This window comes from Mycobacteroides chelonae CCUG 47445 (assembly GCF_001632805.1).
GTDB lineage: Bacteria > Actinomycetota > Actinomycetes > Mycobacteriales > Mycobacteriaceae > Mycobacterium > Mycobacterium chelonae.
The window spans coordinates 2,442,759-2,463,938 of record NZ_CP007220.1; the positions used below are offsets into that span (position 1 = coordinate 2,442,759).

At 64.0% G+C, this 21,180-nt stretch carries 26 protein-coding genes and 1 pseudogene; 15 read left to right on the forward strand and 12 right to left on the reverse strand.

The window, feature by feature from the left end:
- Positions 1-22 precede the first annotated feature (22 nt).
- Complete coding sequence (locus BB28_RS11965) at positions 23-1,288, forward strand: competence/damage-inducible protein A (RefSeq protein WP_046253673.1); 1,266 nt, start codon at positions 23-25, stop codon at positions 1,286-1,288.
- A 2-nt stretch (positions 1,289-1,290) separates the two neighbouring features.
- Here the strand turns inward: BB28_RS11965 and BB28_RS11970 are convergent.
- A pseudogene (locus BB28_RS11970) lies at positions 1,291-2,092 on the reverse strand (HD domain-containing protein).
- 29 nt (positions 2,093-2,121) lie between these two features.
- Between BB28_RS11970 and BB28_RS11975 the strand changes: the two are divergent.
- Positions 2,122-3,075, forward strand: a complete 954-nt coding sequence (locus BB28_RS11975) for a GlxA family transcriptional regulator (protein WP_046253675.1) — start codon at positions 2,122-2,124, stop codon at positions 3,073-3,075.
- Between the two features lie 10 nt (positions 3,076-3,085).
- On the opposite strand, the gene BB28_RS11980 is transcribed toward BB28_RS11975, so the two are convergent.
- Both BB28_RS11980 and BB28_RS11985 read right to left on the reverse strand, forming a co-directional pair.
- On the reverse strand, positions 3,086-4,066 hold the full coding sequence (locus tag BB28_RS11980) for a pirin family protein (protein ID WP_046253676.1): 981 nt from the start codon (positions 4,064-4,066) through the stop codon (positions 3,086-3,088).
- Positions 4,067-4,118: 52 nt separating this feature from the next.
- Positions 4,119-4,715, reverse strand: coding sequence for a TetR/AcrR family transcriptional regulator (locus tag BB28_RS11985; protein WP_046253677.1), 597 nt, complete (start codon positions 4,713-4,715; stop codon positions 4,119-4,121).
- Positions 4,716-4,812: 97 nt separating this feature from the next.
- Between BB28_RS11985 and BB28_RS11990 the strand changes: the two genes are divergently transcribed.
- The 5 genes from BB28_RS11990 (at position 4,813) to BB28_RS12010 (ending at position 7,533) form a co-directional block, all read left to right on the forward strand.
- Positions 4,813-5,193 carry a DUF4345 domain-containing protein gene (locus BB28_RS11990; protein WP_046253678.1) on the forward strand — a complete coding sequence of 127 codons (381 nt, stop codon included), beginning with the start codon at positions 4,813-4,815 and terminating at the stop codon, positions 5,191-5,193.
- A 96-nt stretch (positions 5,194-5,289) separates the two neighbouring features.
- A complete protein-coding gene (locus tag BB28_RS11995) occupies positions 5,290-6,162 on the forward strand; it encodes a TIGR03619 family F420-dependent LLM class oxidoreductase (protein ID WP_046253679.1) in 873 nt (290 codons plus the stop codon).
- Positions 6,163-6,263: 101 nt separating this feature from the next.
- Positions 6,264-6,716: a VOC family protein gene (locus BB28_RS12000; protein WP_046253680.1), complete on the forward strand. Its 453-nt coding sequence runs from the start codon at positions 6,264-6,266 to the stop codon at positions 6,714-6,716.
- Complete coding sequence (locus BB28_RS12005; RefSeq protein ID WP_046253681.1) at positions 6,713-7,063, forward strand: ArsR/SmtB family transcription factor; 351 nt, start codon at positions 6,713-6,715, stop codon at positions 7,061-7,063. Before BB28_RS12000 ends, BB28_RS12005 begins: the two co-directional genes overlap by 4 nt.
- Positions 7,060-7,533, forward strand: a complete 474-nt coding sequence (locus BB28_RS12010; RefSeq protein ID WP_046253682.1) for an SRPBCC domain-containing protein — start codon at positions 7,060-7,062, stop codon at positions 7,531-7,533. The genes BB28_RS12005 and BB28_RS12010 overlap by 4 nt, the downstream gene beginning before the upstream one ends.
- Before the next feature lie 3 nt (positions 7,534-7,536).
- Here BB28_RS12010 and BB28_RS12015 read toward each other — a convergent pair whose 3' ends face one another.
- Complete coding sequence (locus BB28_RS12015; protein ID WP_109550669.1) at positions 7,537-8,961, reverse strand: alpha/beta hydrolase; 1,425 nt, start codon at positions 8,959-8,961, stop codon at positions 7,537-7,539.
- 39 nt (positions 8,962-9,000) lie between these two features.
- Here BB28_RS12015 and BB28_RS12020 point away from each other — a divergent pair, with 39 nt between their 5' ends.
- A complete protein-coding gene (locus BB28_RS12020) occupies positions 9,001-9,546 on the forward strand; it encodes a hypothetical protein (RefSeq protein ID WP_046253683.1) in 546 nt (181 codons plus the stop codon).
- A gap of 4 nt (positions 9,547-9,550) precedes the next feature.
- On the opposite strand, the gene BB28_RS12025 is transcribed toward BB28_RS12020, so the two are convergent.
- From BB28_RS12025 to BB28_RS12035, 3 genes are read right to left on the reverse strand one after another with little or no spacing between them, the layout of a single operon-like run.
- Positions 9,551-10,114 carry a hypothetical protein gene (locus BB28_RS12025; protein ID WP_052740217.1) on the reverse strand — a complete coding sequence of 188 codons (564 nt, stop codon included), beginning with the start codon at positions 10,112-10,114 and terminating at the stop codon, positions 9,551-9,553.
- A 42-nt stretch (positions 10,115-10,156) separates the two neighbouring features.
- On the reverse strand, positions 10,157-10,936 hold the full coding sequence (locus BB28_RS12030; RefSeq protein WP_046253685.1) for an SGNH/GDSL hydrolase family protein: 780 nt from the start codon (positions 10,934-10,936) through the stop codon (positions 10,157-10,159).
- A gap of 9 nt (positions 10,937-10,945) precedes the next feature.
- Positions 10,946-11,719, reverse strand: a complete 774-nt coding sequence (locus tag BB28_RS12035; RefSeq protein WP_046253686.1) for an HAD family hydrolase — start codon at positions 11,717-11,719, stop codon at positions 10,946-10,948.
- An 85-nt stretch (positions 11,720-11,804) separates the two neighbouring features.
- On the opposite strand from BB28_RS12035, the gene BB28_RS12040 reads away from it, so the two are divergent.
- Positions 11,805-13,319 carry an FAD-binding oxidoreductase gene (locus tag BB28_RS12040; protein ID WP_225422025.1) on the forward strand — a complete coding sequence of 505 codons (1,515 nt, stop codon included), beginning with the start codon at positions 11,805-11,807 and terminating at the stop codon, positions 13,317-13,319.
- Here BB28_RS12040 and BB28_RS12045 read toward each other — a convergent pair.
- From BB28_RS12045 to BB28_RS12055, 3 genes are all read right to left on the reverse strand, one after another.
- Positions 13,316-13,975, reverse strand: a complete 660-nt coding sequence (locus BB28_RS12045) for an MBL fold metallo-hydrolase (protein ID WP_046253687.1) — start codon at positions 13,973-13,975, stop codon at positions 13,316-13,318. The two genes, BB28_RS12040 and BB28_RS12045, sit on opposite strands and share 4 nt — an antisense overlap.
- A 67-nt stretch (positions 13,976-14,042) precedes the next feature.
- On the reverse strand, positions 14,043-14,498 hold the full coding sequence (locus tag BB28_RS12050; RefSeq protein WP_046255774.1) for an SRPBCC family protein: 456 nt from the start codon (positions 14,496-14,498) through the stop codon (positions 14,043-14,045).
- 28 nt (positions 14,499-14,526) lie between these two features.
- Positions 14,527-15,114, reverse strand: a complete 588-nt coding sequence (locus tag BB28_RS12055) for a TetR/AcrR family transcriptional regulator (protein ID WP_046253688.1) — start codon at positions 15,112-15,114, stop codon at positions 14,527-14,529.
- A 104-nt stretch (positions 15,115-15,218) separates the two neighbouring features.
- Here BB28_RS12055 and BB28_RS12060 point away from each other — a divergent pair, with 104 nt between their 5' ends.
- The 6 genes from BB28_RS12060 to BB28_RS24570 are packed head-to-tail and all read left to right on the forward strand — an operon-like array spanning position 15,219 to position 19,773.
- Positions 15,219-15,749 (forward strand): DUF4242 domain-containing protein, encoded by a 531-nt coding sequence (locus tag BB28_RS12060; RefSeq protein ID WP_046253689.1) that lies wholly within the window; start codon positions 15,219-15,221, stop codon positions 15,747-15,749.
- Complete coding sequence (locus BB28_RS12065; protein ID WP_046253690.1) at positions 15,746-16,795, forward strand: acyl-CoA dehydrogenase family protein; 1,050 nt, start codon at positions 15,746-15,748, stop codon at positions 16,793-16,795. Before BB28_RS12060 ends, BB28_RS12065 begins: the two co-directional genes overlap by 4 nt.
- Positions 16,771-17,502, forward strand: coding sequence for an ABC transporter ATP-binding protein (locus BB28_RS12070; protein WP_046255775.1), 732 nt, complete (start codon positions 16,771-16,773; stop codon positions 17,500-17,502). Before BB28_RS12065 ends, BB28_RS12070 begins: the two co-directional genes overlap by 25 nt.
- A complete protein-coding gene (locus tag BB28_RS12075; protein ID WP_046253691.1) occupies positions 17,499-18,668 on the forward strand; it encodes an ABC transporter substrate-binding protein in 1,170 nt (389 codons plus the stop codon). Before BB28_RS12070 ends, BB28_RS12075 begins: the two co-directional genes overlap by 4 nt.
- A gap of 23 nt (positions 18,669-18,691) precedes the next feature.
- Positions 18,692-19,489 (forward strand): ABC transporter permease, encoded by a 798-nt coding sequence (locus BB28_RS12080; protein WP_046255776.1) that lies wholly within the window; start codon positions 18,692-18,694, stop codon positions 19,487-19,489.
- Positions 19,490-19,524: 35 nt separating this feature from the next.
- Positions 19,525-19,773, forward strand: a complete 249-nt coding sequence (locus BB28_RS24570) for a hypothetical protein (protein WP_075874243.1) — start codon at positions 19,525-19,527, stop codon at positions 19,771-19,773.
- Between the two features lie 7 nt (positions 19,774-19,780).
- Here BB28_RS24570 and BB28_RS12085 read toward each other — a convergent pair whose 3' ends face one another.
- Positions 19,781-20,431, reverse strand: a complete 651-nt coding sequence (locus tag BB28_RS12085; RefSeq protein ID WP_046253692.1) for an enoyl-CoA hydratase/isomerase family protein — start codon at positions 20,429-20,431, stop codon at positions 19,781-19,783.
- Positions 20,428-21,090: a TetR family transcriptional regulator gene (locus BB28_RS12090; protein ID WP_046253693.1), complete on the reverse strand. Its 663-nt coding sequence runs from the start codon at positions 21,088-21,090 to the stop codon at positions 20,428-20,430. The genes BB28_RS12085 and BB28_RS12090 overlap by 4 nt, the downstream gene beginning before the upstream one ends.
- Positions 21,091-21,180: the final 90 nt, after the last annotated feature.

Genomic DNA, 21,180 nt, shown 5'->3' on the forward strand with positions numbered 1-21,180 from the left:
CCTACCGGCCTAGGCTGCTGACATGTTGCGAGCGGGAATCGTCGTCACGGGTACGGAGGTCCTCACCGGGCGTGTTGCCGACGCAAACGGTCCATGGCTGTCCGAACACCTGCGGGAAGTGGGCGTGGATGTGGCACATATCTGCGTGTGTGGGGACCGCAGAGAAGACCTGACAGCGCAGCTGCGGTTTCTCGCCGACCAGGGTGTGGATCTCATCGTCACATCCGGCGGTTTGGGCCCGACGGCCGACGACATGACGCTGCCGACCGTAGCTGAATTTGCCGGTACCACACTAATTTTCGACAATATTCTGGAAGCGGCCATCATGAATCGGCTACGGCCGATCGCGGATCGCTGGGAGAATGTCGACTGGGAAGCACTGCGCGTCGGCATCGCCAAACAGGCGCTTGTCCCGGCCCGGGGCGAGGTGCTTGATCCGGTGGGCACCGCGCCGGGAGCGATCATGAGTGCAGATGGTGTTCTCATCGTGGTCCTGCCCGGGCCGCCGCATGAGCTTCAGCGGATGTGGCCGTCGGCGCTCGACGCCGCGCCTCTCCGGGCGCTCCTCGGCGAGGATGTCACCGCCATCGAGCAGACCACGCTGCGTCTCTACGGAATCACCGAGCCGGATATTGCCGAGACACTGCGCCTTGCTGAGGGCGAGTTGGGAAGCCTTGCCGCGCTGGAGATCACCACCTGCCTGCGACGCAGCGAGGTCGAGGTGGTCACCCGCTTCGAGGTCGATGCGCACCCATTGTGGACGCGCCTGCATGAGTTCATCCAGGCCCGGCATGGAGCGGCACTGTTCTCTACTGATGGCTCGACCGTCGATGAAGTGGTGGCCTGGCTGCTGAACGGGAGGCGCCTGGCGGTGGCGGAGTCATGCACGGCGGGACTTCTGGGCGCACGCATCGCCGATGTCCCGGGCTCTTCTGAGTACTTCCTGGGCGGGGTCATCAGTTACGCCAATGACGTCAAAATCGTTCAGCTGCAGGTGGATCCGCAGCTACTGGCAGATCACGGCGCAGTGTCACCCCAGGTCGCCGAGGCCATGGCGGAGGGCGCGCTGATGGCACTGGGCGCTGATATCGCGGTGTCGACCACGGGTGTGGCAGGCCCGGGCGGTGGTACGGCGGAGAAGCCGGTGGGCACGGTGTGTTTCTGTGTCAAGACTTCTGCGGGGGATAAGGCCGACCTTCGCGTCGTTATCCCGGGAGATCGCAACCAGATTCGTGAGCGTGCGACCACTGTCGCCCTGCATTTGTTGCGTCGGTTGCTGCAGCGCTAGCGCTACTCGCTGAAGGGAGCCGCCCTGATCAGCAGCGGAAACGCCGCATAGCGGGTCAGCCATGCCGCGCGGCCCGCCGGCACCGCGGCGCCCTCGGCCGCCCAGGCCGCGAGCATGTGCCGCTTGAACTCCAGCCGAGGGTGCCGTTGCAGCAGCTCGTCCAACCACGTGGCATCGAGGTCGGAGAGCCGTAGACCGAAGACGTCTGTTCCTGCGCCGGCGGAGACGAATCCGCCCGGATCTGCGAGGTTGTCGCTGGCGCCGAGAGTGATGTGCGCGGCGATCGCTGCGCCGACGGCCTCCGCGCGGGCTTCCGGCACGCCTTGATCCCGGACGAACTGCGCGGCACGCTCGCCACCTACGACGGCGAAGCACCGGCCGGGCGTGGGATGTTCGAGTTGTAGATCGTGCAGCAGACTCGCCACGTACACGAGCTCGTCATCGACCGCTACGCCATCGAGCGCGGCCAGTGCCTTACCGAAGAAGTAGGTGCGGTAAGAGTGTTCGAGCACGTGCGGGGTCACCGAATCACGTGCCTCCTGCTCGGCGGCAAGGGCAAGCGCGGAATCGGGCACTGAGATCGATCCGAATTCCACTCGCCCCTGCCCGCGGCGTCCGGTGCGCGTCTTGATGGCATCGCCGATCATCGTGGGCAACGCGCGAAACAGGCGTCCCAACAGTGCCCGCCGCTGCGCCGACGAGATCTCCCCGCTGGTCTGAGTGGCCCAATGCCAATCCAATTCGGTCGTCATGGGCTTCAGTCAAGGCGGGTATGCCGCCGCAGGCCAGTGGCATGAATGCCATAGATACTCGGATTCATGCCATAGTGAGCCATGGGCACCAAGACGGTGGCGGCACTGGCGCTCGATGGCGTCATCACCTACGACCTGGCATGTGCCGTGCAGATGTTTCGCCGGGGGCCGGGGCGTGCCGGTCAGCCGGACGGCTTCGACCTGGTGACCTGCGGCCATCGCCCGGGCAGCGTGTGGACACCGGATGGTTTCAATCTCGAAGTGGAACACGGTATCGATGCGCTGGAAACCGCCGATGTCGTCGTCGTTCCCGCGCGCGCTCCACACGACTATCCGCCACCGGATGACGTCTTGACCGCACTGGTGACCGCACACGAACGCGGTGCCGTGATCCTAAGTATCTGCCTGGGTGCGTTTGTCCTAGCGGCAGCCGGGTTGCTGGATGGGCGCCCTGCCACCACGCATTGGGAGTACTGCCAGGACATGCGCACGCTGTACCCGCAGGTCGATCTGCGGCCCGATGCGCTGTACGTCGACGACGGGGACATCCTCACCTCGGCGGGGCTTTCCGCAGGGATGGACCTGTGTCTGCATGTGCTGCGACGAGAACTGGGCGCCGCCGCGGCGTCGGAGATGGCGCGGTGGAATGTCATGGCTCCACACCGCGATGGTGGCCAGGCCCAATTCATCCCGCCCCCAAGGATTTCTCATGATTCGGCTGGGCTCGGTCCGACCTTGAGCTGGGCATCGGAGTGTCTCGCCGAGATCGACGATGTATCGACACTGGCACGGCACGCACACTTGAGCCTGCGCACATTCAACCGGCGATTCGGCGAGGAAGTCGGTACGACTCCCAAGCGGTGGCTCGACGTACAGCGGGCCACCCGTGCCCGCGAATTGCTCGAGAACACCGATCTGACTATGGAATCCATTGCCGCACAGTGCGGGTTCGGCAGTGTCACCGCCATGCGGACACATCTGCGCAGGGTCACCGCAACAACACCGAGTGCCTACCGCCGGGCCTTCCGGCGGTAGGCGATCACGGTCAGCGCACGACGTGCGGCATCAGGGCATCGGGCGGAATGGCACCGAAGCGACCGGCCTGATAGTCCTCCACGGCCTGGATCAGCTCCGCCTTGGTGTTCATCACGAACGGTCCATAGGCCACGACGCGCTCACGGATAGGGCGCCCGCCCAGTAGCAGCACCTCCAATGCCGGGCGATTCGCGTCTTGTTCCGCATTGGCCTGCACCGTGATTCGGTCACCGGGGCCCAGCACCGCGAGCTGTCCCTGTTCGATTGGGTGCCCTAGTGCGCCCACTGTGCCACGTCCGGAGAGAACGTAGACGAGGGCGTTGAACTCCCGATTCCAGGGCACATTCAGCTGTGCACCCGGCTGGATCGTCGCGTGTGCCAATGTGATCGGCGTGTGTGTGCTGCCCGGGCCGTGATGGGGCCCGACGTCTCCGGCGATGATGCGTACCAGCGCACCGCCGTCGGGGGAGCTCACCAGTGTGGTTTGCGCCCCCTCGATGGCCTGGTAGGCGGGCGTCAGGAACTTGTCCCGCGCCGGCAGATTGACCCAGAGCTGGATGCCATGGAATAGCCCGCCACTCTCCACCAATTCTGCTGGGGGAGTTTCGATATGTAGGATTCCCGATCCCGCCGTCATCCACTGGGTGGCTCCGTCGTGGATGAGCCCGCCTCCGCCATGGGAGTCTTGATGGGCGAACCTGCCGTCGATCATGTAAGTGACGGTCTCGAAGCCGCGATGAGGGTGCCAATCCGTCCCGCGCGGCTCGCCGGGCTCATACTCGACTTCGCCCATCTGATCCATGTGGATGAACGGATCCAACTCGGCCGATGACACTCCGGCGAACGCACGCACGACGGGGAAGCCTTCGCCCTCGTACCCGCGCGGTCCGCTCGTGATGGACCGCACCGGCCGTTCGGTATCGGCAGGCTCGGGAGCGGGGATGCGCGGCAGAGTCAGGGCGTCCTTCGCCGACACAGTGATAGCTGGCATGCAAACCTCCTGGTGAGAGTTCCTATGCCTGCTAACCGGACTGCGGTCCGCTTTATTCCGGAAGTCGGCTTCCGGTGGCGAGGGCGGTCGACACCGCCGCCGCCACAGTTTCACCGGCGGCTAGTAGAGGCTCGGTGCTGCGCAGTGCCCGGCTCAGCACGAATGCTCCTTCCAGGCTGGTGATGAATCCCAGCATGAGGCGTCGACACATCTCGGGCGCCAGTCCCGACCCGGCGATTCGTTCGACCCCCTGGTCAATCCAGTCCGTGAAGACGTCGGCGGTGGCGCGGCGGAGCGCCTCGTCGGTGCTCGCCACTTCGAGGGCGATGGTGGCGATGGGGCAGGCGTCGGCGTAGTCGGTTGCGACGAGATTGTCTGCCGCGGCTGCGAACGCGATCCGAACAGTGGTCGGCAGGTCCGAACCACCGTCATCGAAGATCGCCAACACCAGATCCCGGTACATGGCCCCGGCGGTGCGAATGGCCTCGTCCGCCAGTTGCACCTTGCCCCCGGGGAAGAAGTGGTAGATGGACCCGAACGGTGCGCCGGCGCTCTGCGCGATCTGCTTGAGGCCAGTGCCCGTCATGCCCTGCCGTCGGAACAACTCGCATGTGGAGGCGACGATGCGGTCGCGTGTGTCAGCGGGCATGGCGGGTCCTTCGGGGAGTCTTGTATCCGACTGCATCGCATTGTACGGTCCGTATTAGAACGTTCTATCAAGTACGGCCGATGCGGAGGGCGCGGAGATGGACAAAGTGCTCAAATACCTGGCGATTCTGACCGGCGTGATCTGCGTGGCCATCGGCCTCTATCACCTCATTGGGGGCCCGGGAACCGTCATCGGCGGGGGAGCTGTCACCGCGAGCACCGACAGTCAGGAGCGCTTCTTCTCCGGGTTGTTCGCCGTCTACGGCGCGGCGTGGATCTGGGTGGCGCGGCGATCGCCGATTCCCGGCACTGCCATTAGGTTCCTCGCCGCGGGTCTGCTGGTGGGCGGGCTTGGCCGGGTGGCATCACTGATCGACTCCGGACAGCCCCATCCATTTTGGATTGTCATGCTCGCCGTCGAAATCCTCATCCCCGCACTGTTTTTCGTGATCGCGGGCGCAGACGAGAAGGCTCGTTGACTTCGTAAAATCAATATGCGAGTTCAGATTTCGCAACCGCTAGAGTGCGTAGTACCGACAGCACAATGTGTTTCTCAAGCACTCTAGGAGGAAGCTATGCGGTTCACCTTCGCCGAGGCCATGACCGATCCGTCGTACTACGTTCCCTTGGCCCAGGCGGCCGAAGCGGCCGGCTACCACGGTATGACCATCGCAGACAGCCTGGCGTATCCCTACGAGTCGGATGCGAAGTATCCGTACACGCCCGATGGGAACCGCGAATTCCTGGAGGACAAACCGTTCATCGAGGCGTTGACGCTCACGGCGGCGCTCGGCGCCGTGACCTCGACGTTGCGGTTCAACATCTTCGTGCTCAAACTGCCGATCCGCCCGCCCGCCCTGGTGGCCAAGCAGGCCTCGTCCATCGCGGCGCTGACGGGTAACCGTCTCGGGCTCGGCGTCGGTACCAGTCCGTGGCCCGAAGACTACGAACTCATGAACGTGCCCTTCGCCAAGCGCGGTAAGCGCATGGACGAATGCATCGAGATCATCCGGGGACTGACCACCGGTGACTACTTCGAGTTCCACGGCGAGTTCTACGACATTCCCAAGACCAAGATGTGTCCCGCGCCGACGCAGCCCATCCCGATCCTCATCGGTGGACATGCCGACGCCGCACTGCGCCGTGCAGCGCGGTGTGACGGCTGGATGCATGGCGGTGGTACCGAGGACCTGGACGAGCTGCTGGCCAAGCTCAACAAATTCCGTGACGAAGAGGGGACGGCCGACAAACCCTTTGAGGTCCACGTCATCTCTGTCGACGGGTTCACCGTGGACGGGGTGAAACGCCTGGAAGACAAGGGCGTCACCGATGTCATCGTCGGCTTCCGCATTCCTTACATCGTCGGGCCGGATACCGAGCCGCTGGAGACGAAGATCAGGAACCTGGAGGGCTTCGCCGAGCACGTCGTCGCCAAGGTCAACCCCTAACGGTCCCTTTCCGTGAGCTGGGCTACCCCCAGCTCACGGAAAGCGTTCGGCGCTGCAAGCGGCCGTTGACAGATATTCAACGCAAGCGTTAAATATCAACTATGAGCACACGCCCTAGCTTGGCCTCGGCAGTCGTCTATCAAGACCCGTCGGCAGCGCTCGATTGGCTGGAGAAGGCCTTTGGTTTTGAACGGTCCATGGTCATCACCGACAACGACGGCAAGATTGAGCACTCCGAGATGCGCTTCGGGGACGGTTACCTCATGGTCGGATCCGAGTGGGATACCAGCGTCGCCAGCCCAAAGAGTGTGGGCGGTAGGTGTACCCAGACCATCCACGTACAGATCGACGGCGATATCGACACGCATTGTGAGCGGGCAGAGGCCGCCGGCGCGAAAATTCTCATGCGCCCGGCCGACCAGTTCTACGGCGATCGGGTGTACCGCGCTCAGGATCCCGAGGGGCACGTCTGGACCTTCGGCCAGTCGGTGCGGGCGGTATCGCGTGAGGACGCCGAGAAGGCCAGCGGTCTGAACATCGAGGGTTGGGTTTGACCCGGCCCCCGCCGCAACTCGCGAGCATCGATCGCACGCTGACCGCACTTGCCGATCCCAATCGGCGAAGAATCGTTGAGGTGCTGCGGGATCAACCGCGTCGTGCGGGGGAGATAGCGCAAGCCGTTGGCCTGAGTCCCGCAGCGCTCAGCAGGCACCTGCGGACCCTCAAGGCCAGCGAGCTGGTCGAGGAGTCGCACCCGGAGTTCGACGCGCGTGTACGCATCTACACACTGCGGCCCGCGCCTATGGCAGAACTGAAGGGGTGGCTCGACGAGATCGAGAAGCTCTGGGCTACCCAGCTTTTGGCTTTCAAAGAGCACGTCGAACGCGAGCCGGGCCGATGACGTCACGCGTACTGGTGTCGCTACGCGTGGGCGCTACGCCGGCACGTGCATTCGAGGTGTTTGTCAATGACATCGGAATGTGGTGGCGGCCCAACACCCTGTTCCGATTCACCAGGCGACGACGGGGAACTCTCGCGATCGAACCGGCGCTCGGGGGCCGTTTCGTCGAGTCATATCCGGATGGCACCGAGTTCGAAATCGGCAGGGTCACCACGTGGGAACCGGGCAGTCGGCTGGGATTTACCTGGCGCCAGGATGGTTTTACCGGCGATCAGATGACGACCGTCGAGGTGAGGTTCGAGCCGGTTGGTGACGAGACCCGGGTGACGGTGGAACATCTCGGCTGGGAGTCGGTGCCTCAGGATCACGTTGCGCGCCATACGTTTCCCGATGGGCTTTTCCTGCGGCGCCACGGCGAATGGTGGCAGGACCTTTTGGAATCACTGCGGGCCCGGCTCGGTGCGTCGTAAAGCCTAGGAACTTCCCGGGGTGTGCAGCTGCGCCGCCAGCCATGGCAGTGCATCGGAAAACGTTCTGCTGGCGAATTGCCAGGTGTGTCCGCTGATCATCTGGTGGATGGTGCAGGAGATCTGCACCTGCTGGGCCGCCGCGCACAGATCTGCCGCGGCACCCTCTCGGTCATCATCGGCCACGTCATCATGCCCACCGATACCCGTGGGTGTATCGGCCGTGGGCCGCTTTGCGCCACTGGGTTTCTTGCTGTCCGCAGGTGGTATCGCATCCTCGAACCATCCGGCCACACCGGTGTACGGCCCGTGCTTTGCCATGACGGTGCGCGGGTCGAATGCGTCCCATCGGGAGGCGTCGCCCCCGTACAGCCGCTCAATGGTCTGCTGCTTGGTTCCGGCGGTGGGGCCGTGGTCGCCGGCGATGTCTACGAAGGTGGAGAACAAATCCGGGTGCATGACAGTCAGGTCGATAGCGCAGGTGCCGCCCATCGACCAGCCGACCACGGCCCAGTTGGCCGGATCAGGCGATCCGTCGAACTCCGAAACCACATAGGGCCGAACATCTTCGGTCAGATGGTCGGCGGCGTTACCGCGCGGCCCGTTGACGCATTCGGTGTCGTTGTTGAAACTTCCCGCGACGTCCACGAAGACGAATATCGGCGCCTGCCCGCCGTGTGTCTTGGCGTATTCGTCGATCATCTGGGTGGCGTTACCCGTGCGAATCCAGTCGGCGGGAGTGTTGAACTCGCCGGCGATCATCATCACTACCGGCAGCCTTGGCGGGGTATCACCGGCGAACCAGGCCGGCGGCAGATAGACGTACTCACCCCGATGTTTGAATCCGCTGGCATCTGCGGGGATGTCCACTTGTACGAGCTTGCCGGTGTCGGGCTTCGAGTTACGCAGACCCGCAAGTTCACTCATATCGATCTCGTTGGGAAGCGGGCCCGCGGACACCGCACCCCAGGCTGCCTGCACAGTGGGGTAGTAGCCCACCCAAGTGTTGAGTGCGACGAGTGCCGCGAGCAGCGTCACCGGAATGGCCACCACCGATACGCCACGGCGCCACCATTGCGCACTGGGGAAGCCGATCACGGCGATCGCGACCGAGGTGACGAAGACACCGATCCAAACCCATAGTCTGAAAGGCGCCGGATCGGACGCCAACCCTTCGGAGTTCATGTAAATCCACGCCGCCACGGCGCCCAACGCTCCGACCGCTACGCTCACGGGCACCCAGAGGAGGCGCCACCGTCGGGTACGCCATCCGATGACCACCACCAAGACCACGACCGCCAACACCTGAACGACGATCGGAAACCAGCCGCCGAGAGCGGAAATCCCATGGCTGTACTGGTGGAAATCGTTGGCGGGCAACTGTGGGATAGGGGTCGGCGCCGGAGGGGGCGTCGGCGTAGTCGGTGGCACGCTGACATTGTGATGAGGTTTCCTGGGAGGAAGCTGGACATGACCCAGAGTTATCTGTCGGATGAGACGATCGCTGCGCTGTCAACCGCCGAGCGCAGGGACCTCATTCAGCGGCTGGAACGCCCGCTCAGCGAGGTGGCGCCGCCGAACCTGGCCAGGTTTCGTGCACTGCGACTCGGTTTGATGATCGGCGGCGCGATCGCCCTGATTCCCTGGATCACCTACCTTGCGTTCACGCTGCCGGAAAACTATGTGGCGCAGCGATGGACGGCGACATGGGTGGGTTTCGACATCCTGCTGGTGACATTCATGCTGGGCACCGCGGTACTTGGCCTGCTGCGCCGGCAGCTACTTGTGTTGACGGCCTTCACCACCGGTGTGCTCTTGATCTGCGACGCCTGGTTCGACGTGATGACGGCCGGACCGAGCGAGGTGCGCTGGGCGATCCTGACAGCGGTTCTGGCTGAGCTGCCGGTGGCCGTGGTGATGATCCGTGGCGCGTTGCTTATCACGCGATTGACCATGACGCGCCTGATGGTCATTGACCCAGGTGTGCCACTGTGGCGGGTGCCGCTGCTGCCCTAGCCGGTCACCAGCAGTGCGCGAACCCATCGCAGTATTGCGGGAACCGGTCCACGGGTACGTCGAGCGGTTTGACGAACTGCAGGCTGAAGGGCTTCTTGGTCATACCGGGCTGACCACCGCACACGGCGCTGTGGATGGTGGTGTGCACTCCGGTCAGGGTTTCGTCGTTGAAGACGTACTTCTCCTGAGTGGGGGCGAAGGTTCCATCGGGGCAGGTCATACCCTGCGGTCGGGCGTGCAGGAATGTCCATTGGTCATCGACCAGCTTGGCCGGGATGGAGTAGTTCTGGAGTCTGTCGTTGTGTTTGAGGATGTCGGGTGTCGCGCTGGTGACGGTGAGGGTGCAGCCGTCGGCCTGGATGGTGGGGTCGGTGTAGTCGGACTGGATACGGGTGCCGGATGCCTGCACACACACCGCGGACATCGTCCAGGAGACCTCGCCGGCACCTTCCTCGATCATTCGGTAGGTCCCATCCGCCGGAGGCGCCACGGCCGAGGCCGGGCCGGCGAATCCGACTCCGATCGCCATGGCGACGACGGGAATCATCAGCAGGGAAGTTGTGCGCACGGGTCAAGTATCGCAATGCGGTGGACCGCTCACACCGCAACCTCAGTGATTAGACGCGCCGTCCAATAGGGCTACGACCAGATCGGCCACCGCGGTCATACCGTCCTCGTTGGGGTGAAGCGGCGCCGGGCGCCCCGGCCACGGGAATCCGGGGCGGTTCGTCCAGGGCCGCGGTGACCATGCGTGATGTCCGGTGCTGGCTGCCGATGCGCGGATGATCTCGCAGCCGGCGGCGTGGGCCGCGTGCGCGGTGGCCGCCGCCAGTTCGGCGGCGATGCGACGCCCGTTGTCGGCCTCGGCTTGGGTGTACGGCGGCGCCGGCTCGTTTTCGGGCGGCAACAGCGTCAGATAGTCGATGAAGATCACGCGTGCGCGCGGTGCACGAGCGCGAACCTGTTCGCCCACCGTGCGCAGGGAATCACCCACGACCGCCAGCGCCGCGTCCTGCTTGCCGGTGTCGAGCATGCCGGCCAACCCGTTTCCGATGACCGGCAGGGCGCGCAGGATGCGCGGTAGGCGGGTAGCGATCAGAAACGGCACGTAACCGACGTCATTGCCGCCGATCGTGATCGTCACCAACTCCTCGGTGCCATCGAGTACGCGGATCTGGGGTGCAGCGGCGTGCTGTGCGTCGGTCAGGATATGCGCCGTGGTCGCCCCCGAGTAAGTGACATCGACCAGCTGATATCCCTTGCGTTCGGCGATCTGGTGCGGATAGTTGCGTGCCGACCGCCCGGCAAGTCGGGGCGAGCCCGGTACACGCGGCGGGATGCCCGGCCCCGACGCCATAGAACTGCCCAATGCCACATAACGTCCCGCCATGGACCAAGCCTATCGGCGAGTCAGCCGGGCGATCGCGCGTAGCGACGAGCTCACCCCGCGTGGTCTCGGATCGTCCAACCGCAAGACCGGCCAACCCTGCTCGGCCGCCATGGTGGCGAGCCGGCCACGCGGGTTGACCGGGCAGGGCTCGCCGACGAGAGACATCAGATCGATGTCTTCCTCCCCGTCGGCATAGAAGTAACTCCGTTGCAAGTCAACATTATTGGACTCGCAGAAGCGCGCGACCGCGGTTGCCTTGTTGCGGCCCCACACGATGGGCTTGCGGATGCCCCCGGTGAGCAGTCCGTTGTCGTCGAGGTCGAAGTGGTTGCACAGCACGTGGGTTATTCCGAGGTGGCGCGCCACTGGTTCGGCATGAATGGTCAGCGCCGAGGAGCTCAGTACCACGGTGTGGCCCTGCTCCTGATGTGCTCGTACGCGCTCGCACATCTGTGGATAGATCATCGAGGCATTGTGCTGGTGGAAGATTCGTTCGCCGACGGCTTCGAGCTCGGCCAGCGAGTCGCCGCGCAGATATCCGGCGGCGCGCACCACCAAACGCTCGAATTCCATGCGGCCCAGCTTGTACCGGAAGGTGGCCTCCAGAACTCCGAGAACCTCACCGACACTCGCCTGACCACGGCGCATCCGATCACGGGCGTGAGCCGTCGGGGTGAATCCGGCCACCAGGGTGCCGTCCAGGTCGAAGAAGGCTCCCACCTGCGGCCCAGCGGGGCGCAACGCTATATCGGCGACCGGGTCGGGTGCCGAACTCACCGTCATGTGGGCCAATCTACCGTTGTGCGGCACGCGTACCCGCCGTAGGCGACAAGATGGGGTATCCACCCGATCGTGACCGACAGGAGCAGTGTTGGACCCCCAACCGCATCGCACGCAAACTCCTGCGCTGGTCACCAGGCGTGCGGTGCTGTCCGCGGGGGCGATCATGGCGCTCGGCGCCGCGTCGATCGCCGGATGCTCACCGGCACACCCCAAGGATCGACTCGCGGCTTCTGGATGGGAAGACCTGCGCCGCAGGATATCCGGAACGCTCACGGTGCGTGGCGAGAACGGGTTTGATGCGGCAGCGCGGACGTTCAATCCTCTTTTCGACACGAATCATCCAGCTGCGGTTGCCTTCTGTGCCTCCGAGCAGGATGTGGCGTGCTGCGTGGAGTTCGCATCGGGTGCTGGGATCCCGATCGCGGCACGCAGCGGTGGTCACAGCTTTGCCGGCTATTGCGTTCCGAATGACGGACTGGTGGTCGATCTCGGGCGCATGGCAACGGTCTCGATGACCGGGACGCGGGCAAAGATCGGGTCGGGGGCGCGTCTGATAGATGTCTATGCGGCTGTGTCCGGGGCCGGCCGGATGCTTGCCGGCGGTTCCTGTCCCACCGTGGGCATCGCGGGATTGACCCTCGGCGGCGGGGTAGGGGTTCTCACTCGCAGGTTCGGGCTGACCTGCGACCAACTGGCATCCGCCAGGGTGGTAACCGCGGATGGTGCGATCCGAGACCTGTCGTCGGAATCCGAGTCCGACCTGTTCTGGGCCATTCGCGGGGGTGGCGGCGGAAACTTCTGCATTGCAACGGAGTTCACCTTTGACACCGCCGAAGCTAGCGAGCTTACGGTGTTCACGCTCGATTACGCGCCGGGGGAACTGGCTACGATCATGCGCCGGTGGCTGGCGTTCATGGACGATGCGCCGGACGAATTGTGGACGACGCTGCACGCCGTGGGCGGCGCTACTCCGCATGGCCGGATCGTGGGCTGCATCGCCAAAACGGACGATCCACAGGCACTCGTAGACGGTCTCCGCGCCGCGATCGGCATCAGTCCATCCGATCGATTCGTCGCCGACATGACCTATATCGACGCCATGAAGTTCATGGGTGGGTGCTCAACACTGACTGTGGCCCAGTGTCATCCGTCGTGGGAGGGGGCAGGTACCGGTCAACTGCAACGCGAGGCGTTTGTGGCATCCTCCCGGATGATCCCGCACGCCGCAGTCGACACCGCCGCAATAGAGATGATCCTCGTGGGCACGCCGGGGCTGACGTTCATCCTGGATAGCCTGGGCGGTGCAGTCAGCCGAATTCCCGCTGCCGCTACAGCTTTTGCCCATCGAACGGCGCTCGCCTCCCTCCAGATCTACCATGGTGTCGGCGCCGACCCGTCGGCCGCGTATCGCCGCGTGGACGAGGCGCGGGACCGGCTCGGTGAGATCTGCGGTACCGCCGCGTACGTGAACTACATCGATCCGCGTTTACCCGATTGGGCCGCAGCGTATTACGGAGACAACCTGCCACGACTGCGACAGATCGCCACGACCTACGATCCCGACGGAGTCTTCGGGTTCGCCCAGGCGGTACGCCCTTAGTCGCGCTGCAGGCTCTGCCGTGCCTGTGCGATGAGTTGTCCCCACCGGCCCGGCGCGAGCTCGTACACCGCGGTGTCCCCGCCATACGCGCTGGAGATGACGACATTCGGGACGGTGTCTGCCAGCAGGTCCAGGCTCGCTGACAGCTCGTCGGTATTCCCCCGGCCTGGGACCAGGAAGGTGGACCACGATCCGGTCTCGGTCGGGAACATGGTGTCCCCGGTGAAGAGGTATCTCTCACCGTCGGTACCCGTCACCAGATAGCTTGTGCTGCCGACGGAATGACCCGGTGTGGGAATCACTTCGACGCCGTTGTCGTCCACGTGACGCTGCGTAGTCGGGACATCGATGTCGGTGTGTGTGCTGATCTCACTTTCCTCGCGGGCGGATGCGTGCAGTTTCGATCCGAATCGCTGCTTCACGACGGCGAGCATGGGGCCTGCCTCGTCCTGATGGGAAAGGTACTGGTGGGCGACTCCACCCAACTCGGCAATCGCTTCGAAGTCCGCCTCGGTGGCGGGGCTGTAGAACAAGACGTTTCCTTTGGGGCGGACCCACAGGTAGGCGTGAGTGGTCAGCCCGGGGAAGGGGTTGTCCGTGCGTGTCTCCCACAGGTCTGATCGAATCTGGCGCACATTCGATGTCTTCGTTGTCATCACCCCAGTGTTCAATCTCAAGTGAACTTGAGGTCAAGGGGCAAATGCGGCGCTGTGTCAGCCTGGGCTACGCGCCCGATTCGGCGAGCGCGCCGAGTCTGTCCACCGATGCTTGCAGCCGTTCCGGCGTGGTGAGACGAGCCCGGGGCAGTCTGTTCTCATCGGTGAGATTCGTCCAGTCATATGTGTGCGTCACCCGAGTGCGGCTGCCATCGCCGACCGGCTCCAGTTCCCATCGCCAGAGATGGCCCGGCGGCTCCTTGCCCACTTCTGACGGTAGCCACGCGATCCGGCGCGCCTCGTCGAACTCCACGATGCGGTTTTCCCGGACGTGGGTATTGGTCAGGGTCATCACGAACACGTCACCCACGGCATGAACCCGTTGGCCCGGGGCCGCCTCGGCAAGGTTCTCGTTGCCGTCCCATTCTCGCTGCCGCGCGGGGTCGGCGATGAGTTCAAAGAGCACCGCGGCGGGTGCATCTATTACACGGCTCGCCGAGACCACTCGGACATCCTCAGTCATATAGCCCATCCAACCAGAATCCTGCCGCCTAGCCGATCAACTCACGAGTGAGTTTGCGCGCCAGCGTTATCGGCGCAACTGATTTCTCAATCTTCGAGGCGGTCAACGCGCCGTCGTAGAGCAGCTGCACCTGCCGGGTGAGATTGTCAGGGTGCGATATCCCTGCCTCGCGCAACAGTGCGGCCACGGTCGCGCGGAACCACTCACGATGCCTTCGCACCGGTTCCCACTCCGTTCCGGGGAACTCGGTAGCGGCATTGGCATACAGACAGCCGCGGAAATTCCTTGCTTGCGCGGCGGCGGTTGCGAGATCGAAGAACGTCAGGACTTTCGCTTTGGGATTGCGTTGCGTCGCCACCGCCGCATTCCAGCGGTTGCGATCACGCTGATCCAATTCTTCGAGGTAGGCAACGATGAGCGCGTCCTTTGATCCGTAGCTGCTGTACAGACTCGCCTTGGCAACCCCTGCCTCGCGCAGTATCTGATCAATTCCCACAGCGCGAATACCCTGCGTCGCAAAGAGATCTGCGGCAGTACGAAGCAGTCGGTCGGACGGAGCGAGCACACGAGTAGCCGAAGCGGCGTCGCGGTCCGGGGGTGCTGTCGTGGAACTCATGAAAGCAGGGTAACCCAATGAACCTTCATAGACAGACCTGTCTGTTCATGGAACCGTCACGTTGTCGCATATCGAAGTCGTCCACCGAAGTTAGGAACAGTGACGTGACGCTGCATCTCTACGAAATCGCCCTTGACCCTGCCGATAGCACCGATGCCACACGACTGCTCAAGGAGATCGACGGGCGGGTGCATCGCGATGGCGGTGAATTGATCGAAGCTCAGGTGACACGTGAGGCCCGCCGGATCTTCGTCATCGCCGAGTTTCAGGGTGAGGCCCCGCGGTTGGACTCCGATGCGCTGCGCGTGGACTCGGTCTCCGGACCGCACTCGGTTCGGCTGGTCGGCGCCGATCTTGGCCAGCTGAAGTCTGTGCGGCCGGTTGCCGGATATCTCGTGGAATGGGATCTGCCTGCGGACCTGGACATGCAGACGTACCTGGCGCGCAAGAAAGCCAAAGCGCCTAAGTACGCCGATGTGCCAGAAGTCAGCTTTCTGCGCACGTATGTCCGTGAAGACATGGACAAGTGCCTGTGCTTCTACGACGCTCCTGATGAAGAGGCGGTGCTCCGTGCGCGCAAGGCCGTTGACACCCCCGTCGACAGACTGCACGGACTGGGAGATATCTCGCTATGACAGCCGCCGTGACCAGGGATATCGAGGCAGTGTTGGAGCGCGTCGGTGATGCGGTTTCAGCCAGGGCATCAGCTCTGGACTCCAATGAGACCGATGTCCGAACAGACATTTCCGCCCTGGGCGCGGAAGGCCTGTTCGATGCGGGTCTAGCCGGCGCAGACCTAGTGCCCATGGTGCGGGTTATCGAACGAGTTGCCACGAGCAGTCTGGCTGTGGGCTTCTCGGCGTGGGCACATCGCATGACCATCGAGTATGTAAGTCTGGCTCCAGAAGCCCTGCGCACCGAGCACCTGCCCGGGCTGAGAGCGGGTCGCCGTCCAGGCGTCACCGCGATGGCTGCCGGCCTCAAACAGGTTGCGGGGCTGGGGGAGGTGCCGCTGCGTGCCACCACGCACCCGGACGGACTACGCATCACCGGCCCGATTCGATGGGCTTCCAATGTATTCCCCGACTCATTGATGGTGCTACCCGCCCGAGGGGCAGATGGCGCCACCTTTGTAGTGGTGGTCGATGTCAACGCGGACGGAATACGCATCGATCGACCGCCGAACCTGATGGCATTGACGGCCACGGCTTCGACATCGCTGCAGCTCGATGATCTCCACGTCCCCACCGAGAACGTGATCAGCACCGACTTACGGGGCTTCGTCGCCCGAATCCGCCCAGCCTTTCTCCTGCTCCAGACAGCCTTCTGTGCCGGGGTCAGCAGTGCCGCGATTCGCGGCGCAGAATCGGCGCGTGGCGAGCTCACCGGACAGTTCGCCACCGAGCTCGTTGAGCTCACGCAGCGGAATCGCGTTCTGCGCGATCGTCTCTACGCGTTCGCGGCAGCACCATCTGAACCGGGCACCGCCGAACTTCTCCGGTTGCGGCTCGACGCCGCCGGTCTTGCCGGTCAGGCGTCTCGGCTGGAGGTCACCATGGCCGGCGGCGCCGGGTACGCACTGGGAACCTCGGCGAACCGGCGGTTTCGCGAGGCCGCCTTCCTACCTATCCAATCGCCCTCGGAAGGACAGCTGCGGTGGGAACTGACGCAGTACGAATAACGAACGGCACCAAATATTTCGGGACAGCGGTGGCCCTCCGCGAGGTCGATGTCCACGTGACTTCCGGCGAGTTCCTGGCCGTGCTGGGTCCCAGTGGAAGTGGTAAATCCACCCTGTTGCGCGTGCTGGCGGGTCTGGAAGACCTCAGTACCGGTACCGTCGTGTGGACATCGGACGGTGAACGCCGCCCCCGGACGGGCGTGGTTTTCCAAGATGCCTTGCTGATGCCCTGGTTGACCGTCGCCGAGAACATAGTCTTCGCCAAGCGATTCGCGCGACACCGCAGCGGATTCGACGATGCCTACGTGCAGGCTCTGGTCGACCATTTCGGGCTCAGAGGGCTCTCCGGGCGCTATCCCGACCAACTGTCCGGGGGACAGGCCCAGCGCGTGTCGATTCTGCGTGCGGTGGCCACTCGGCCGAAGTTGTTGCTCCTCGATGAACCCTTCAGCGCGCTAGACCCTGTGACGCGGGCGGACCTGCAGTCCTGGCTGGCGGCGCTGGCCGCCGAGGTGGCCGTCACCGTGATCCTGGTGACCCATGACGTCGATGAAGCGTTGGCACTCGCGCACCGGGTGATTCTTTTGGGCGACAACGGGCGAATGCGTCACCAGTGGTTGCTTGACGATCACACCGCGGGAGAACGTGATCGGATGCGCCGGGAAATCCTTGCCCAGTACCAATCGACAGAGACGGGATCTGAGTGAGCAGTGTCGCCTCGCGCCGCGCCGTCCTGGCGGGCGCCGCTGGAATAACCACCGCAGCAGGGCTTTTCGGTGGCGCCGGGTTGATTCGCGCCGCGGTGTCGGACGTCACGAACATCAGCGGCCAATTGCGCATCGGATATCTACCCATCACCGACGCGGCGCCGCTGCTGCTGGCCCATTCTGCGGGCATGCATCCGGACGGAGCGGTCAGCGCCGTGAAGCCGGTGCTGTTTCGCAGCTGGGCCGCCTTGGCTGAGGCCTTCATGGCGCGGCAGATCGATGTTGCGCATCTATTGATGCCCATGGCGATCCAGCTCCGCCAGGTGCTGGGGCACGGGGTACGAGTGCTCGGGTGGAATCACACCAACGGTTCGGCACTCACCGTGGCGCCGGGCATCGAACATCTGGAGGATCTCGCGGGCACTCAGGTCGCCATTCCATTCTGGTGGTCGATCCACAACATCGTGCTGCAAGAGCTGTTGCGCGGCCAGGGGTTACGGCCCGTCGTCCGAAGCGCCGCGTCCCGGTCCCAACGGACCGTCGAGCTCGTCGTGATGAGTCCATCAGATATGGTGCCGGCGCTGGCGAATCGATCCATCGGGGGATATGTGGTCGCTGATCCGTTCAACGCCATCGCACAGATCAAGAAGATCGGACGGATTCATACGTTTCTCGGCGATGTCTGGCGCGACCATGCCTGCTGTGTCCTCGTCACGCGCGATGACGTGATCGCCGCCCGCGCGTCAGCGGTACAGGGTGTCACCGACGCGGTGGTGGCCGCCCAGCTGTGGATCGATGCCGACAGAAAGGCGGCGGCATCCGCCCTCGGTGCCGGCAAGTATCTACCGCAGCCCATCCCGGCGGTGCAGACGGCGTTGACCTACCCGAATCCGCCGTATCCGCTGAAGCATCCGGATTGGCATCCGCAACGCCTGGGCTTCCAGCCGTTTCCCTACCGAAGTTTCACGCAGCGTTTGGTCGAGTCGATGCACGACACCGTCGTTGATGGCGACCGTGGTTTCCTCAACCGGCTGGACCCTGCGCGGGTTCACGATGATCTGGTGGACGACACCTTTGTGCGCGCGGCGATCGCGACCCATGGCGGACCCGAAGCTTTCGGAATCACTGCCGATTTCACCCGAACAGAACAGGTACAGGCGCTGTGAGCACCCTTGAGCACACTCCCTCGATCGTCCGCGACAGTGCCGGGGCACCGCGGAAACCGCGGCTGTTCACCAAGATCTGGCCTCCGGCGCTGGCCATTGCGGTGAGTGTTGTCCTGTGGTGGGTTGCCAGTTCGCTACTCAGCCAACCCCATTCACTGCTGAGGCAGACGGCCCCAGACAAAGCGCTGCCCGCGGCCATCGAACTGTTGAACCGTGGAGTCTTACTGCCCGATATCGGAACCAGCCTGTGGCGATTGCTCATCGGGCTCAGTCTTGCCGCCGTGATCGGCATCCCAGCGGGCCTGCTGCTCGGCGTGAGCACTACCGCAGAACGTGCCACACGTCCGGTGGTCCAGTTTCTGCGGATGATTTCACCGCTGTCCTGGACGCCCATCGCGGTGGCCGTGTTCGGTATCGGCAGTCAACCGGTCATCTTTCTCATCGCCGCGGCGGCCGTCTGGCCGATCCTCATCAACACCACGGCCGGCGTGCATGGCATAGCGCCCGGGTACCTGGACGTGGCGCGGTCGTTTCATGCCACCCGCATCGAGCTCCTCACCACGGTGATACTTCCGGCCGTGCGGGGCCACATTCAGACCGGTGCGCGGGTGGCACTCGGTATCGCATGGGTAGTGCTTGTACCGGCCGAAATGTTAGGCGTGCGATCGGGTTTGGGCTATCAGATTCTCAACGCACGCGACCAGCTGGCCTACGATCAGGTGATGGCGGTCATTCTCGTGATCGGTGTGCTCGGATACGCTCTGGACCTGCTGGCGCGACGGGTACTGGCACCGAGGTTTGGCGCGTCGCGTGCCGGGTAGGCTCTCACGAGCCGTACTACCCAGAGGTGGTCCACATGAACATGCTCGCTCGTCGACTGACGATCGTCGCTGCTGGAACGCTATTTCCATTGGCCGCGGTGTCCGGCATCGTGCCCGTCAGCTCGGCAGATCCCGTCGTGCCCAACTGTCCGGACGGATGGTGGGACCCGGTGGCCAACACCTGCCGCCCGGCAATAGCGACAACCCCGTTGAGCTGTGACAACGGTTGGTGGTGGGACCCGGTGGGCAACGTGTGCCGCCCACCGGTCATTCCTCCTCAGTAAGAAAGCGTCACGCGGCCAGGGCAGCGGTGGTCGTGGCGAACATTGTCGTCTTGATGGCACCCAGCGTCCCGCTGTTCTTGCCCTCCAGGGGTTTCATCAGATCGACTGCGACGCTAAGTACTTGGTCCTCGGACACGGCCCGGTCGGCAAGACCCGCGGCCACGGCTGCTTCTCCGCCGTATCGGTGCCCGGTCGTCATCGCGGTCACTGCCGTCTGCGGGGTCACCTTGGCCTGAATGAGGCTCGCCATACCGGGGGTGAACGGGATGTTGATATCAACCTCGGGGAAGCACAGGTATCCACGGTCGGATCGCATTACTCGGTAGTCGTGGGCCACGGCGAGCATCGCCCCTGCTCCAAACGCGTGACCGTTGACCGCCGCGACAGTTGGCAGCGGGAGGGTGAGGACTCGACTGAACAACGCGTGGATACGACCGACATACCAGTCGGTCTGATCGCCGTGGGACATCAGCCAATCCAGGTCGAGCCCGTTCGAATAGAACTTCCCGCTCCCCACGGTGATCAACGGCTTCGCGTGCTCTAGTGCGTCGTCGAGGAGCCCGTTGACGGTGTCGAGCCAATCCGGGGAGAACCGGTTTTCGTCCGGGCCGAGGTTCAGAACCGCAATGGTGTCCTGAAGTTCCAGGGTGGGGCTCATCGTGTTTTTCCTTTCATTTTGGCGCCCTTAGCTTTTGGGTGCGTTGGTGGTGGATCGAGGGCAAGAATGGCGCGCACTGCGGCCTCGAGCCGCGTACGTGCGGCAGCGTCGGGCAGCCGGTGCCCTCGCAATAGGAGACCGGTCGGCAATCCCACGATGCAGTCCTCGATGACTTGAACCGCGCGGCCGTCCTCCCGATCCCATAGGGCGCGCGACAATCGGATGAACAACGCGACCAGCGTGGAGTCCACGCGTGTCATCGCGCCGGCGACATCCTCAGGTACGTCGGATCTCAGAAGATCCTCGCGCCGCACCCCAAGCACGAGCCGCGAGGACGCGGGGAAGCGTTCGGCGAAGGCGGCAGGGGTGTCGGCCGCCGCGACGACCGCATTCACCGCGGCGACGTGCATAGGCTCACCCGCCGCTAGCGCGAGATCCACGGCTTGCCGCTGCATATCGAGGAATCTCTCCGCGGCACGCAGCCAGGCTTGCCCGACCATCGCGCCGCGTGACCCGAAGGCGTGGTAGATGGCGCCATTGGAGGTCCCGGTAGCCAGGGAAACCGCCCGGACGGTCACGGCAGATGGTCCCTCATCGACCGCGATTCGCTCAGTCGCATCGAGCAGATCGTCGATGGAATGGATACGCGGGCGCGGCACACGACAGACAGTAACAGAGCAACTGCTCTATTAGGAATCGCCGAGTGCCGTGGACCCTCGATTACTACTACCGCTAGTAGTAATTTCGTA

Excerpts from the sequence above, each read along its gene's own strand:
- BB28_RS12010 (WP_046253682.1), top strand. The coding sequence starts at position 7,060 with ATGACGTCACGCGTACTGGTGTCGCTACGCGTGGGCGCTACGCCGGCA.
- BB28_RS12000 (WP_046253680.1), top strand. The coding sequence starts at position 6,264 with ATGAGCACACGCCCTAGCTTGGCCTCGGCAGTCGTCTATCAAGACCCG.
- BB28_RS11980 (WP_046253676.1), bottom strand. The coding sequence starts at position 4,066 with ATGCCAGCTATCACTGTGTCGGCGAAGGACGCCCTGACTCTGCCGCGC.
- BB28_RS24570 (WP_075874243.1), top strand. The coding sequence starts at position 19,525 with ATGAACATGCTCGCTCGTCGACTGACGATCGTCGCTGCTGGAACGCTA.
- BB28_RS12035 (WP_046253686.1), bottom strand. The coding sequence starts at position 11,719 with ATGACGGTGAGTTCGGCACCCGACCCGGTCGCCGATATAGCGTTGCGC.
- BB28_RS11995 (WP_046253679.1), top strand. The coding sequence starts at position 5,290 with ATGCGGTTCACCTTCGCCGAGGCCATGACCGATCCGTCGTACTACGTT.
- BB28_RS12045 (WP_046253687.1), bottom strand. The coding sequence starts at position 13,975 with ATGACAACGAAGACATCGAATGTGCGCCAGATTCGATCAGACCTGTGG.
- BB28_RS11985 (WP_046253677.1), bottom strand. The coding sequence starts at position 4,715 with ATGCCCGCTGACACACGCGACCGCATCGTCGCCTCCACATGCGAGTTG.
- BB28_RS11965 (WP_046253673.1), top strand. The coding sequence starts at position 23 with ATGTTGCGAGCGGGAATCGTCGTCACGGGTACGGAGGTCCTCACCGGG.
- BB28_RS12085 (WP_046253692.1), bottom strand. The coding sequence starts at position 20,431 with ATGAGCCCCACCCTGGAACTTCAGGACACCATTGCGGTTCTGAACCTC.
- BB28_RS12020 (WP_046253683.1), top strand. The coding sequence starts at position 9,001 with ATGACCCAGAGTTATCTGTCGGATGAGACGATCGCTGCGCTGTCAACC.
- BB28_RS12050 (WP_046255774.1), bottom strand. The coding sequence starts at position 14,498 with ATGACTGAGGATGTCCGAGTGGTCTCGGCGAGCCGTGTAATAGATGCA.
- BB28_RS12030 (WP_046253685.1), bottom strand. The coding sequence starts at position 10,936 with ATGGCGGGACGTTATGTGGCATTGGGCAGTTCTATGGCGTCGGGGCCG.
- BB28_RS11975 (WP_046253675.1), top strand. The coding sequence starts at position 2,122 with ATGGGCACCAAGACGGTGGCGGCACTGGCGCTCGATGGCGTCATCACC.
- BB28_RS12065 (WP_046253690.1), top strand. The coding sequence starts at position 15,746 with ATGACAGCCGCCGTGACCAGGGATATCGAGGCAGTGTTGGAGCGCGTC.
- BB28_RS12055 (WP_046253688.1), bottom strand. The coding sequence starts at position 15,114 with ATGAGTTCCACGACAGCACCCCCGGACCGCGACGCCGCTTCGGCTACT.
- BB28_RS11990 (WP_046253678.1), top strand. The coding sequence starts at position 4,813 with ATGGACAAAGTGCTCAAATACCTGGCGATTCTGACCGGCGTGATCTGC.